The organism is Shewanella sp. 2_MG-2023, assembly GCF_030548905.1.
Lineage (GTDB): Bacteria > Pseudomonadota > Gammaproteobacteria > Enterobacterales > Shewanellaceae > Shewanella > Shewanella electrodiphila.
Window position 1 is genome coordinate 268,648 of sequence record NZ_JAUOSO010000002.1, and the last position, 13,376, is coordinate 282,023.

General features: G+C 39.7%; 12 protein-coding genes. 5 read left to right on the forward strand and 7 right to left on the reverse strand.

The window, feature by feature from the left end; genetic code table 11:
* Positions 1-65 precede the first annotated feature (65 nt).
* From speB to speE, 4 genes are read right to left on the reverse strand one after another with little or no spacing between them, the layout of a single operon-like run.
* On the reverse strand, positions 66-998 hold the full coding sequence (gene speB, locus Q4600_RS03505; RefSeq protein WP_102527963.1) for an agmatinase: 933 nt from the start codon (positions 996-998) through the stop codon (positions 66-68).
* 31 nt (positions 999-1,029) lie between these two features.
* Positions 1,030-1,959, reverse strand: a complete 930-nt coding sequence (locus Q4600_RS03510) for an adenosylmethionine decarboxylase (RefSeq protein WP_303514175.1) — start codon at positions 1,957-1,959, stop codon at positions 1,030-1,032.
* Between the two features lie 52 nt (positions 1,960-2,011).
* A complete protein-coding gene (gene speA / locus Q4600_RS03515) occupies positions 2,012-3,925 on the reverse strand; it encodes a biosynthetic arginine decarboxylase (protein ID WP_102527965.1) in 1,914 nt (637 codons plus the stop codon).
* 26 nt (positions 3,926-3,951) lie between these two features.
* Entirely contained in the window at positions 3,952-4,830 is an 879-nt protein-coding gene (gene speE / locus Q4600_RS03520) for a polyamine aminopropyltransferase (RefSeq protein WP_229369040.1), read from the reverse strand.
* A 552-nt stretch (positions 4,831-5,382) separates the two neighbouring features.
* On the opposite strand from speE, the gene Q4600_RS03525 reads away from it, so the two are divergent.
* The 4 genes from Q4600_RS03525 to Q4600_RS03540 all read left to right on the forward strand — a co-directional run bounded on the left by Q4600_RS03525 (position 5,383) and on the right by Q4600_RS03540 (position 8,805).
* Complete coding sequence (locus tag Q4600_RS03525; protein ID WP_248955721.1) at positions 5,383-6,216, forward strand: S1 RNA-binding domain-containing protein; 834 nt, start codon at positions 5,383-5,385, stop codon at positions 6,214-6,216.
* Positions 6,217-6,294: 78 nt separating this feature from the next.
* Positions 6,295-6,963, forward strand: a complete 669-nt coding sequence (locus Q4600_RS03530; RefSeq protein ID WP_303514168.1) for a YceH family protein — start codon at positions 6,295-6,297, stop codon at positions 6,961-6,963.
* Positions 6,964-7,072: 109 nt separating this feature from the next.
* Positions 7,073-7,906 carry an ABC transporter permease gene (locus Q4600_RS03535; RefSeq protein ID WP_102527969.1) on the forward strand — a complete coding sequence of 278 codons (834 nt, stop codon included), beginning with the start codon at positions 7,073-7,075 and terminating at the stop codon, positions 7,904-7,906.
* Entirely contained in the window at positions 7,903-8,805 is a 903-nt protein-coding gene (locus Q4600_RS03540) for an ABC transporter ATP-binding protein (RefSeq protein WP_102527970.1), read from the forward strand. The genes Q4600_RS03535 and Q4600_RS03540 overlap by 4 nt, the downstream gene beginning before the upstream one ends.
* 700 nt (positions 8,806-9,505) lie before the next feature.
* Here Q4600_RS03540 and Q4600_RS03545 read toward each other — a convergent pair.
* The 3 genes from Q4600_RS03545 to Q4600_RS03555 form a co-directional block, all read right to left on the reverse strand.
* Positions 9,506-9,712 carry a cold-shock protein gene (locus Q4600_RS03545; RefSeq protein ID WP_012155714.1) on the reverse strand — a complete coding sequence of 69 codons (207 nt, stop codon included), beginning with the start codon at positions 9,710-9,712 and terminating at the stop codon, positions 9,506-9,508.
* Positions 9,713-9,990: 278 nt separating this feature from the next.
* Positions 9,991-10,833, reverse strand: coding sequence for a 23S rRNA (guanine(745)-N(1))-methyltransferase (rlmA, locus tag Q4600_RS03550; RefSeq protein WP_303514164.1), 843 nt, complete (start codon positions 10,831-10,833; stop codon positions 9,991-9,993).
* Between the two features lie 100 nt (positions 10,834-10,933).
* A complete protein-coding gene (locus Q4600_RS03555) occupies positions 10,934-11,767 on the reverse strand; it encodes a hypothetical protein (protein ID WP_303514162.1) in 834 nt (277 codons plus the stop codon).
* A gap of 150 nt (positions 11,768-11,917) precedes the next feature.
* Here Q4600_RS03555 and sbcB point away from each other — a divergent pair, with 150 nt between their 5' ends.
* Entirely contained in the window at positions 11,918-13,330 is a 1,413-nt protein-coding gene (sbcB, locus tag Q4600_RS03560; RefSeq protein WP_303514159.1) for an exodeoxyribonuclease I, read from the forward strand.
* Positions 13,331-13,376 lie beyond the last annotated feature (46 nt).

Consider the following 13,376-nt stretch of genomic DNA (forward strand, 5'->3'; position numbering starts at 1 on the left):
GCAAAAAGTAGGCATAAAAAAACCAACGATAACCGTTGGTTTTCAAATAAGGTCAGTAAGTAAACTTACTTTTTAACTAAACCTTTGCCTTCTGCCCACACATGAAGCAACTCAAGACCTAAGGTCGCACCAGCAAGCGCCGTAATATCTGCTGAATCATAAGCTGGGGCGACTTCGACAACATCCATACCCACGATATTCATGCCACGAAGACCACGGATGATTTTCATTGCTTTGTCACTGGTTAAGCCACCACAAACTGGCGTACCAGTACCTGGTGCATAGGCTGGATCGAGACAATCAATATCAAACGTAACGTATAGTGGCATATCACCAACACGTTGCTTAATTTGTTCTACAATTTGCGCCGCAGTAAGATCGTTGGCTGTGGCTGCATCAATCACTTTAAAAGCATGGTCAGCGGTATTGTATTCAGTTCGAATACCAACTTGAATTGAATTTTCAGGTGCAATTAAGCCTTCATTCGGCGCATGAAAAAACATCGTACCATGATCATACTTGCTACCTTGGCTATAAGTATCTGTGTGCGCATCAAAGTGCAACAAAGCCATTTTGCCGTACTTTTTATAATGCGCGCGCAATAAAGGTAAAGTAACAAAATGATCGCCACCAAAGCTTAATAATGCTTTGTCACTATCAAGTATACGGGTTGCAAACCCTTCAAGCCGTGTAGTGAAATCTTCTTGATCACCACAATCAAACACTAAATCACCCGCATCAACGATATTGATAGTCTCGCTGATTGAAAAATCCCACGGCCAGCGTGTTTCTTCCCATGCAAGGTTTACTGATGCACGACGAATAGCATCAGGCCCCATACGACCGCCTGAGCGTCCCGTTGTTGCCATATCAAACGGTAGTCCAATAACAACGACATCTGCATCCGTTTCAGTCGGCTTAAAGTTAAGCGGCTGACGTAAGTAACCAAACGCATTGGAATACAATGAATAATCTGCTTTTTCAGCAAAAGTGCTCATACAACTCTCCGTAAAGGCGAAACGCCAATAACTACAAATATTCTGGTATCAGCACTTCATGACAAAGTTGCTGATAGTGACTAAAATTAACCTCGTACCCTTGCTCAGTCGCAAGCGAGCAACTCCCCAAACACAAATGTGCAGGGAACCCGTCAGTATTTTTAGCCGAATTAAAACCAATCACATCCCAGCTACCAGGATTAAGACTGCTCAATAGCCTTGCGTAAATATCAACCGGATGCTCCGATAGGTTTACATTGGTTTCTAAACTCACATAGGAGCTTTTTTCCTGAGGTGTAATATGAATCGTGAAATACTCTTGGCCTTTAATGCCATTAATTGAATAACCAAAAGGTTCAAACAAAAAGTCATCCACGATGAAATCAGGAAACAGTTCCGCCAATTGCAATAATTCACGAATGCCTTGTGCTGATTGATTCATGCCACGCAAATAATCAGCTGCATCGCCGTTAATATGGTACATCAACAATTCATTTGTCGTATCAGCAGCTGGCGCAATAAACGGCTTCTTGGTACTAAACATATAATGATGATGTGAATCTAAGTGGCCAATTCGGTATGCATTACCAGCTATCGTTTGACGGATTTTTTTCAAATCATCTTGAAATGAACTTGATTGCAAGTGCGACAAATATTCATTTTTACGTTGATAACTGGCAAAAGCAATCGCCTCTTCACCCACACTCTCAATAAATGACATCACAGCGTCAGCAAGTGTCGTTGTGCCACAAGTCAGCATCACAAAGCGGTCATCCCACACGAACAAGCTGGACTCACTTAATAAGTAGGCATCACAAAACTCATTACTGACTGAGGATAATATTTCAGCATTAGCGCAGGCGACAATGTCAGCCCAAAATGGCTGTCCAAAGCTGCGCAATTTTTGAGATGAGTCAGCTAATATGACTTCAATCTTTTTTTCAGAACCTTCAAAAAACATATTTTAAACCTAAAAACGCAGAGTAATGTGCATTACTCTGCTGACACTCTTTTTACGAAAAATCTTCTAAATAGGTGTAACCCTTTAGACCTAACTGTAACTCTTCCAATATTGAGGTTCTTTCTTCTTCTGCAATATGCTGGTTGACTAACTCTTCGTAGGTGCGCATAAACGCAACGGCATCTAAGTTAACGTATCGCAGCACATCAGCAACGGTGTCACCCGCTAATACTGATTCAATATTCGGTAAACCATTCTCTTCAACACGAACCACTGCCGAATTAGTATCACCAAATAAGTTGTGCATATCGCCTAAGATTTCTTGATAAGCACCAACCATGAAAAAGCCAATTAAATAAGGGCTTTCTGGCGTCCATGCAGGTACTGGCAAGGTCGTTTCGATGCCTTGTCCATCAACGTACTGATCGACGATACCATCTGAATCACAGGTGATATCTAACATTACCGCACGTCTTTCTGGTGGCTTATCAAGGCCGCTTAACGGCAATACAGGGAACACTTGATCAATACCCCATGCATCAGGAATTGATTGGAACAATGAGAAGTTAACGAAAAACTTATCTGCAAGTTTCTCATTTAATTCATCAATAATCGGTCGATGGAATCGATTGTTATTACTTAATAAGCTTTTTAATGCATGACAAACTCGCAAGTTTGTTTGCTCAGCCCATGCGCGTTGCATTAGAGTCAGCTGGCCTACAGAAAACAATGAATGCGCTTCAGCAATATCGCTTTGAGTATCATGATAGATTTCAATGATAGCGCGATTATCTGGGCGCTCACTCATATCCGTCCACGACATCCACATATTGTGTAATAGCTGTGGCGCGTCTTCTTCTGGCGGCTGAATATCTTCTGGGTAGTAGGACTCAGTACCAATCACATCGGTAATTAATACCGCATGATGCGCTGTTAAATGACGGCCAGACTCTGAAATAATACGTGGCATAGGCTGTTCGTATTCATTACAAATATCACCAAGCACACTGACGATGTTATTAGCATATTCAGTTAAGCCGTAGTTCATCGAGTTGTTACTTTGGCTTCGAGTACCGTCATAATCAACTGCGAGTCCACCACCGACATCAAAGGTATCGATTAACGCGCCTAACTTTCGTAATTCACAGTAAAAACGCCCTGCTTCGCTCACGCCTTGGCGGATATCGCGAATGTTGGCGATTTGCGAGCCTAAGTGGAAGTGAATCAATTGCAAAGAACTCATCATATCGAGCTCTTTTAATTCATTCAGTACTTTCAAGACTTGCGCAGCTGATAAGCCAAATTTCGACTTCTCACCGCCACTGGCTTGCCATTTCCCTTTGCCCTGGAAAGCTAAACGAGTACGTAAACCCAGTCTTGGGGTCACGCCAAGCTCTTTAGACTCTTGCAAAATTAGCTTAAGTTCAGAAATCTTTTCGATAACGATATAAACTTTATGACCCAGTTTTTCACCAATCAGTGCTAACCGAACATATTCTTTATCTTTATAGCCGTTACATACAATCACTGAACTGGCTTTTTGCGCCATAGCCAGTACTGCCATTAATTCAGGTTTACTGCCTGCTTCTAAACCTAACTGAGGTACTTCTTTAGACTTTTGACTGGCTAATATTTCTTCAACAACGGTCTGCTGCTGGTTAACCTTAATAGGATAAACCAACAAATAATCATTCTGATATTCGTACTTTTGAATAGCTTCATTGAATGCATCACATAAGTTTTCGACTCTGCGATGTAAAATCTGCGGGAAACGCACAAGCACTGGTAATGCAACACCAGCTTTCACCATATCTTTGGCAAGTTCATTCAAACCAATCGTACAGTCAGGTTTACTTGGGTCTGGTGTCACTGTGACTTCACCCGTGTCATCAATACCAAAATATTGCTGACTCCAATGGGTTACGTTATAGCTTGAACGTGCGTTTTCGATAGACCAATCTTTCATATTCTTCATTCCGTCTATTCAGCAGATTATGCAGTCACGCTTTGGGCGTTTTTCACTGCAACTTCTACAAATGCGGGCAATGCAAAGCTTGCCATGTGTAAAGCAGGCGTATAGTAACGAGTGCTGATATTAGCCTGTTCAAAACGTTGCTTTAATGTCGTTATATCAATTTCACGGGCGGTTTCATCATTGGTTGCCCATGCAAACGCCATCGTGCCACCAATGTAAGTAGGTACTGCAGCATTATAAAACCAACAGTCCTTCACATATGGCGTCATACGACGCACTGTATCTTGTAACTCTTCAGGCTGCATAAATGCCACGCCATTTTGGGCAACAAAAATGCCTTTTTCAGTTAAGCAGCGAATGCAATTTTCATAAAATGCAGAACTGAATAATACTTCACCAGGTCCGACCGGATCGGTGCAGTCAGAAATAATCACATCAAACTGCTGCTGGCAATGTTCAATAAAGTGCATTCCATCATCGATAACTAAATTCACACGAGCATCTTCAAATGCGCCTTGTGAATGTTGTGGGAAATAGGTTTTACACATTTCGACCACATTAGCATCGATTTCAACCATAGTAACCTGCTCTATAGATTGATGTTTTAATACCTGTCTTAACATTCCGCCATCACCGCCTCCAATGATAAGTACCTTTTTAGCACTGCCATGGGCAAGGATCGGAACGTGAGTCATCATTTCATGATAAACAAATTCATCTTTTTCTGTTGTTTGAATGGCACCATTTAATGCCATTACTCGGCCAAAATTAGTATTTTCAAAAATACTTAAATGCCATTGCTCTGTTTTTTGTTCAAACAAAACTTGTTCAACTTCAAAGTACTGGCCATAACCAGCATGTAAAGTTTCGTAATAAATATTTGATTTGTTTAGCATGTTAAAAGTCCAACACTGCCACAAAATTCGATGACCTTCGCAGCGTAGATATAAGTTAAAAAGGTGAACAAATAATGGGTATCCCTTATCATGAGCCTAGGTTCATGAATGAGTGAAATTCAATTTCAAAAGGATTATAATTAACGCATTTATTGTTCGCACTACCTTGATAAATGAAGATAAGTCTCAAGCTTATCGCACGTCAAGGTAATCTGCTGTTTTTTCAACCTCAACAAACCTTTATAAAAAGCACTTGGTTCAATTAAAAAAGCGGCGCAATTAAACCCTGCAAACAATGATAATGCAAGGGTGAAAAAGCAATTTTAGTATAAATTTAATTCATTATTTTAGTGCAACAGAAAAGTTATGTTTTTTTTGTTAAAAACCAAATAGTTCCCTCAAAGAAATTATGCCTATTTTGCGCATATCATTAACTTAAAATTTCTAATCTGTGTTTTATTGAGTTTAGTTTATGAACGCAAGTTACAACTACAGCTATTACGTATATAATTATCCTGTTTTCTCCTTATCTTTAGTTAAATAGAGCCGCAAATGATACAAATCGGAAAGAATCACTCCCTAGAAGTCGTAAAACAAGTCAGTTTTGGCGTTTATGTGAATGCGCAAGAGTTAGGACAAGTACTATTACCTAATAAGTTTGTCCCTAAAAACTGCCAAGTTGGCGATATGGTTGATGTATTTCTTTATCTTGATTCTGAAGATATTGTGATTGCCACCACTCAAAAGCCCTATGCACAAGTGGGTGAGTTTGCTTACCTAAAAGCCATCGCAACTGGTCCATTTGGTGCCTTTTTAGATTGGGGCTTAGACAAAGACTTGCTATTACCTTTCGGCGAACAGCACAGAAGCATTGAAGAAGGTAAATCTTACTTGGTTTATGTTCATCCTAACCATGTTGATGAGCGTATTATGGCTTCATCTAAAGTCGATAAGTTTTTAGATAAAACACCTGCTGAGTATGAAGCTGGACAAGAAGTCGATTTAATTATCGGCGGCAGTACAGACTTAGGCTTTAAAGCCATTATCAACAATGCCCATTGGGGTGTTTTGTTCCAAAATGAAGTATTCCAGCGTTTAAGTTTTGGCCAATCAATTAAAGGCTATATTAAACAAGTGCGTGAAGACGGCAAAGTTGATTTGATTTTACAAAAAGCTGGTCAACAAAACTTAGATAAAAATGCTGAAACAATCATTAATAAATTACACCGTGCGGGTGGTTTTTTACCATTAAATGATAAGACTGATTCAGCGATCATTTATGACCAATTAGCCATGAGCAAAAAAGCGTTTAAGCGCAGTATTGGTGGTTTATTTAAAGGTGGCCAAATCAGTATCGAAGATGATGGCATTAGATTGCTTAAATAAGCTACAGATAAACTGAATTATTTGATAAAAAGCATGGTTCTGTTATAACAAACCATGCTTTTTTATTTGGAGTAATTTATGGAACTTAGCAATCAAGAAGCCCGCATCATCGGCTGTTTATTAGAAAAAGAAATTACTACCCCCGAACAGTATCCCCTTTCCATTAACTCCCTGACCATGGCATGTAATCAAAAAAGCAGCCGTGAACCTGTGATGAGCTTATCTGAACAAGAAACACAATCACTCATAGATGACCTCACCAAGAAAAGACTGATCAGCGAGCAAACAGGCTTCGGCAGCCGCGTGGTTAAATACAAGCACCGCTTTTGTAATACCGAATTTAGTGACCTTCAATTTTCAAATGAACAACTTGCCATTATCATTGTATTACTGCTTCGCGGACCTCAAACTCCTGGTGAGCTTAAAACCCGCTGCAATCGATTACATGAATTTGATGGGCCGCAGCAAGTAGAAGCGGCACTGCAATCTTTAGCATCAAGAGATGAGCCACTAATCGTACAATTGCCGCGTGAAGCCAATCGCCGAGATTGCCGTTATGCTCAATTATTTTCTGATAAACAGTATCTTGAGCAAGGCATTACTTCATTTGACGTAACTGCTGCTCCAGTAGTTAAACCTGCGAGTAATGAAGCAACACATGCCCTACTTGAAAGAGTTGATGCATTAGAATCTCAAGTGAGTGATTTAACCCAGCGTTTAGCCGAACTTGAACAACTGCTAGATTAATCATTAAAGTCAGAGTTAACACTGACTTAACAAAAATTAATCTTCATCTGGTTCGCTATCAAGTATGATGGCGAACACATCACCGTTTTCTCAAGGATATTTTTTACTTATGGACGCATCTCCTCGGTCTTCCTCACTTCGTCAAACTTGGCTTATTGCCAGTTATGAACTGAGTAAGCGATTCACTAATACCAAAGGTATTGCGGCGTTAATCGCCTTCTCATTACTCTGGGCAATTATTTTGTTATACCCAGTGCAAAGTGCCTCAGTCTATATGTTAGAACCTGGCTTTAAAGAGCTTGTACAAAGTATCTATGGCCCTGATGCACTCAGCCAACTCTTTAGCTGGAAGGTCGCTGAGTTTGCCGTTTTTTGGTGTATTGCACTGTATGTGTTCCCAATGTTCAGCATTTTTATCACTGCAGATCAATTCAGTTCTGATAAACAACGTGGCTCATTTAGATTTCTTACCTTAAGAGTCAGTCGTGATAGTATTTTCTTCGGTCGCTTTTTAGGTCAAATGCTCATACAAGGGTGTTTGCTGTTATTAACTATTATTGCCACCATCTTGATGGTACTCACTAGAGATACTGGATTATTTACCGATGCCTTATTAAGTGGTTTTTCAGTATTTATCAATGTCTTTATCGCACTGCTACCTTATACCGCAGTTATGGCTGTTTTATCTTGGTATGCAAATAGCGCACGACAAGCGAGTATTTACGCCGTGATCTTATGGGCGGTGAGTGGCATTTTAATCATGATCATTAATAGCCAATTACCTGCTATGTCTTTTTTAAGTTGGGTACTACCTGGTTCGCAATTATCATTAATGATAAATACGCAAGGGTTAAGCTCATTGATGTATGCACCCATTCCTCTCATTCAAACACTTGCTGTATTAATAGCAGGTCGCATTTACATGCAACGGAGTGCACTATGAAGCTAATTACATGTGAAGGTGTATCTAAGCAATACGGTACTAAAGCGGCCCTTTCTAATATCAATCTGTCATTAGATACCGGCGCGCCTATCGCCCTTGTCGGCCCTAATGGCGCAGGTAAAACCACGTTATTTAGCTTGCTATGTGGCTTTATTCACCCGAGTTCTGGTGAGATCTCTATTTTAGGTGAAAAACCTGGCAGCCAGAAATTACAAAACGTAGTCTCTGCTTTACCTCAAGATGCGGCGCTAGATCCTAACTTTACTATCGTGTCGCAACTGACATTTTTTGGAAAGTTACAGGGCATGAACGGCAAACAGGCAAAACAAGAAGCCCTACGAGTGCTGGAATTAGTGGATTTATCGGCCTCAGCTTTAATGTTACCTAAAAGCTTAAGCCATGGCATGAGTAAACGTGTTTCTATCGCTCAAGCGCTCATGGGATCGCCTAAATTAGTCTTGTTAGATGAACCCACAGCGGGACTTGATCCTGCTAATGCCAAAAAAATCCGTCAAATCGTAAAGGATTTATCAGCAACCACCACATTCGTCATCAGTTCACACAATTTAGAAGAACTAGAAAAACTCTGTGATCAGGTGCTTTATTTAGAACAAGGGCAATTGCAGCAATCAGTTTCAATGAAAGCTGATGCAGAAACAGCCTTTTTGACTCTGACGATGCAGCAATCTGATATCGCACTATTGAGTGATAAAGTAAGAAGCATGCCTAACATCATCAATGTCAAAGTCAGTGATGACGAACAAATCATTATCGAGCATCATTTTGATACTAGCTTTAACCTTGAAACGGCATTACTCACACTATTTAGTGAACATGGCTGGCAATATAAAGCCATCATGAAAGGGAGAAGCTTGGAAGAAACTCTTTTTTCTAGCTAGATAAACTCTGCATCAAGTCAGTAAGCCCAGTATTAAGTACTGGGCTTTTTGTTTACAGGCTAGTTATTTTCAGGCTAGTTATTTTAAAGCTGGTTATTTTCAGATTGGTTTGGATCAGACTAGCTATCACCTGGCTATTTGTTGACACAACATCCAACTTAAACCACAAAGTAAAAAGTCACCTACTCATTATTCATATCGTATACATTCCCTACTTAGGCAAAACTGCAGCCAAAACGCCATCGCTATTCTAAACGCTCAAGTCATAGGCATAAGTCTTAGTCATTTCTGAACAGCCATTGGCACATCTCATAGCGCACAGTTCACCGCTCATAGCTCATAGCTCATAGCTCATAGCTCATAGCTCATAGCTCATAGCTCATAGCTCATAGCTCATAGCTCATAGCTCACCAGTAAAATAAAACTAACTTTGAGCAAAGTAAGTACTTAGGAAAAGTTTAAATGACCTTCGACACAGCAAAAATAATCTGAGATAGATACACGTGAACGACGAAGAATGATAGTGGATAGCTTTGAGACTGAGAAGCTTTGAGGCTTTGAGGCTTTGAGGCTTTGAGGCTTTAGCAAGAAGAAGTTAAGAATAGAGGTAGAATGGAGATAAATAATTAATTTTAAGCAAAAAAAAACTGTAGTCAAAGACTACAGTTTTATTTAATTATCTAGCCGAAGCTAGGAATAATTAAACTACAGTTACGTTCTCAGCTTGAGGTCCTTTCTGACCTTGAGTAACAGTGAACTGAACTTTTTGACCTTCGTCAAGAGTTTTGAAACCGTCTGAGTTGATTGCACGGAAGTGAACGAATACGTCTGGACCAGACTCTTGCTCGATAAATCCGAAACCTTTGTCAGAGTTGAACCACTTAACAACACCAGTAACTTGAGACATGATATAAATCCTGTATATAAAAAATAAAGCCTTAACGGCGGTAGAGCTGAAAATGCCGGTTTTACTTATGTTCACAGGACGAAACTGGTCGTATTGAAACACATAAACTAAGCCCAACCTTCAAGCCCGATAGATTATGAACCTTTCTACGGGGATGTCAACTAACATCAACATTTTAATTCAATTAGTTATTACCACGCTTAAAATTCGCGAATAAGATAACGGTTTAAAACTAAATATCAGATTCAAAAAGTAAAATAGCAAATTTAGATGACAAATCAATTACGTTGATGAATTTCAATACTAAAGTCTAACTCGCAGCTAAGTCCTTGTTCTGCAATTTGAGCCTTTTGCTCTTGGGTCAATTTCCACGCATAAGGCGTCATATTCAAAAAGTGTTCAATATCAATAGGGTCTGATAACACTAGTGGGTACTGCAACCTTTCTTGATGAAGACAAGTAAAGCCATCAAGCTCAGCTTTAGCCTCTTCATGGGGTTTTGGCTCACTATAAATGATCTTTTTCATTGCAAAGTGATGCATGGGACCAGGAGAAACCGTGATTAATACACCGTCTTTTTTTATCACTCGTTGCAGTTCATCAATTTTTGAAGGCGCGTAAATTCGCATCGCTAAATCGAATATTGCATCCGCAAAAGGCATTTCATAGGCACTTGCGACACAAAAATCTAATTCAGAATATCGTTTAGAAGCGTATTTAATCGCTGATTTAGAAATGTCTAACCCTTGCAAGTGACACTGAGCGCCTTCGTCTTCACTTTCAGTTGTTTTAGCGCTTTGCTGCATTGCTTTGAATAAACGGTGACTGTAATAGCCTTCTCCGCAACCTATGTCTAAGATTTTTTGAGCATCAGGGCTAAATTGAACAGCCAGCTGATTAACTCTGTCACTGAGCTTTTGGTAATAACCTTTATTCAAAAACTCACGACGGGCAAACATCATGGTTTTATTATCACCGGGATCTTTAGAGTTTTTCTTTTGAACAGGTAGCAAGTTGACATAGCCCTCTTTGGCACAATCAAACTGGTGGCGGTTCTCACACTGCCAAGACTTTGCGTTAAGTGTTAAACAAGAACGGCATATTGGACAAATATATTGCATCAAATAACTCTAATAAGAATGATTAAAGAAGTGTGCGTCTCATTGTTTTAAGATTAATGAGACCCAAATAAAAGGATTTTACGCAATGAACGTGGAAATGTCAGGTATCTTCAGTGAGCTTATCGACCATTAAGCTGACATCCGCTGGTGCAAGTAAGCTAAAACATTCTAATTTTCGTTGTAAGTCTTCCACATCCTTTGAAAGCTCATTAGCTGCTGATGCATAATTGGTTCTCTGTTGAGACTGGCTATAGGTTCTTAATAACCATTGCTGCTTATGATTTAACAAATTATCTAGCTTAAGTAGCTGAGCTGCAATAATCGCATGCACTTTGTTGCGTTCTTCCGCAAGATACAGATTAATATCTGCCCGCACCTGCTCAATTTCACTGATATTAATTGCTAAGTTTTCAGGAGACTCTTCATAGTCGAAATTTCTCGCTAAAATGGCTTTTGCCATCATCAACTCTTTCGGCTCTTGGTTTAAGCGCAAATCGCTCTCTAGATTGATTGATTCACAAACCGACTGTAAATAGCCTATGTTTATCTGCTTTTGAGGTGTGCCTTCAGCTGTAAAAGATAAACCAATGCCTTTTCTTAATAACTCAGCTGATATTCTTGGTGCAACTCCCACTCTGGCATATAAACGAAAGCCTTGGCCAAATGTACGCTTAAATTCAGCTTTTTCGGGCTGTTCAACAATCTGTGAGTCAACCTGTGAATTAATGACATCGACTTTAAAAAATGGCTGACAAGTCAAAATAAAGCTAGAACACTGCTCATCTTCTGACTCGCAAATGATAATCTCGGCTAAGGGCTGGCTTAATGCTGGTAATAAAATAAAATCACTAACGTCATCAGCAAGCGCAATTAACAGGGTTTGTCCTTGATTAATTTGATACTTAACTGGTTGACTAAATAAATGATTATACATACTGACTCCTGTGATACTTTTCAGAGTGTAACCAGCTAATTCGATTACGTCACCCTATTAAAAAGCATTCAATCAGTTTTGTAGCCTGTAAACATTACTAATTAACAGTGTTAAGATATTTATAATTCAAAATTAGGATACCGCGATATTATGGCAAGTGCTTTTCAACCCACTCTTTTCTGGCACGATTACGAAACTTTTGGCGTCAGCCCAGCAAAAGATCGCCCTTCACAGTTTGCAGGTATTCGTACTGATTTAGATCTTAATATTATTGGCGAGCCTGAGAATTTTTATTGCAAACAATCAACAGATTACTTGCCATCACCTGAAGCTATTTTAGTTACAGGTATTACGCCTCAGTTAGCCAATCAAAAAGGCATGGCTGAAACTGAGTTTATGGGCCGTATCAATAGCATTTTTACCCAACCTAACACCTGTGTTGTTGGCTACAACTCTTTACGGTTTGATGATGAAGTAAGTCGTTATGGCTTTTATCGTAATTTTATCGACCCTTATGCCCGCGAATGGCAAAACGGTAATAGCCGTTGGGACATCATTGATTTAGTCAGAGCTTGCTATGCCTTTAGACCAAAAGGCATTAACTGGCCTCTCAAAGAAGATGGCTCGCCAAGCTTCAGATTAGAAGAGTTAACCAAAGCTAATGGCTTAAGCCATGAACAAGCTCATGATGCCATGAGTGACGTGTATGCCACTATTTCGATGGCAAAGTTAATTAAAGAAAAACAGCCAAAATTATATGAGTATTATTTTGGTTTACGTAATAAGAAAAAGGTCGCAGAGCTTATTCAAGGTGACTTTATGCAGCCCTTGGTTCACGTTAGCTCGAAAATCAGTGCGGCAAATGGCTGTGTCACATTAATCGCCCCTATTGCGCCACATCCAACCAATAAAAACTCGATGTTATGTGTGAACCTAGCAATGGACTTAACCCCATTAATCACGCTTTCAGTAGAGGAAATAGTCCAGCGAATGTACACCCCGCGCAGTGAGCTCGCACCGGATGAGTTACCTATTCCACTTAAGCAAATCCATTTAAACAAATGCCCATTTATTGGTACACCTAAGCTACTCACCGAACAAGTCGCTGAGCGTCACCAGTTCGATATGGAATTTGCACGCTCACAATATAAGTTGTTTAAGCAACACCCAGAGTTACGTGAAAAATTACAGGCGGTGTTTGAAGTTAATGATCACCCAGCAGCAACAGACCCTGATTTAATGCTTTATAGCGGCGGCTTCTTTAGTCATGCCGATAAAGGCAAAATGGAAATGATCCGCAATACCAAGCCAGAAAACCTTGCCGCGCTGCAACTTGATTTTGAAGATGAGCGTTTAGGACAAATGTTTTTCCGCTATCGTGCGCGTAATTACCCTGAAACCTTGAATCATGACGAATCACTTATTTGGCGAGAATTCTGTCAACAACGCTTGTCTGATGCTGATTATGTGATTAATCTCGAAAACTTATTGGAAGAAACCAGCGAGAATGAGCACAAGCAGAAGTTATTAAAAGCGCTTTGTTTATACTTGCAATCACTTTAAGTGTTGAAGTAAGTAACTTACATTGCACTTATCGTTAAATAAAAGG

What these genes read in the sequence shown, in the direction of transcription:
- sbcB (WP_303514159.1), top strand. Translation starts at nt 11,918, where the DNA reads ATGGCAAGTGCTTTTCAACCCACTCTTTTCTGGCACGATTACGAAACT.
- Q4600_RS03535 (WP_102527969.1), top strand. Translation starts at nt 7,073, where the DNA reads ATGGACGCATCTCCTCGGTCTTCCTCACTTCGTCAAACTTGGCTTATT.
- Q4600_RS03510 (WP_303514175.1), bottom strand. Translation starts at nt 1,959, where the DNA reads ATGTTTTTTGAAGGTTCTGAAAAAAAGATTGAAGTCATATTAGCTGAC.
- rlmA (WP_303514164.1), bottom strand. Translation starts at nt 10,833, where the DNA reads ATGCAATATATTTGTCCAATATGCCGTTCTTGTTTAACACTTAACGCA.
- Q4600_RS03545 (WP_012155714.1), bottom strand. Translation starts at nt 9,712, where the DNA reads ATGTCTCAAGTTACTGGTGTTGTTAAGTGGTTCAACTCTGACAAAGGT.
- Q4600_RS03555 (WP_303514162.1), bottom strand. Translation starts at nt 11,767, where the DNA reads ATGTATAATCATTTATTTAGTCAACCAGTTAAGTATCAAATTAATCAA.
- speA (WP_102527965.1), bottom strand. Translation starts at nt 3,925, where the DNA reads ATGAAAGATTGGTCTATCGAAAACGCACGTTCAAGCTATAACGTAACC.
- speE (WP_229369040.1), bottom strand. Translation starts at nt 4,830, where the DNA reads ATGCTAAACAAATCAAATATTTATTACGAAACTTTACATGCTGGTTAT.
- Q4600_RS03530 (WP_303514168.1), top strand. Translation starts at nt 6,295, where the DNA reads ATGGAACTTAGCAATCAAGAAGCCCGCATCATCGGCTGTTTATTAGAA.
- Q4600_RS03540 (WP_102527970.1), top strand. Translation starts at nt 7,903, where the DNA reads ATGAAGCTAATTACATGTGAAGGTGTATCTAAGCAATACGGTACTAAA.
- speB (WP_102527963.1), bottom strand. Translation starts at nt 998, where the DNA reads ATGAGCACTTTTGCTGAAAAAGCAGATTATTCATTGTATTCCAATGCG.
- Q4600_RS03525 (WP_248955721.1), top strand. Translation starts at nt 5,383, where the DNA reads ATGATACAAATCGGAAAGAATCACTCCCTAGAAGTCGTAAAACAAGTC.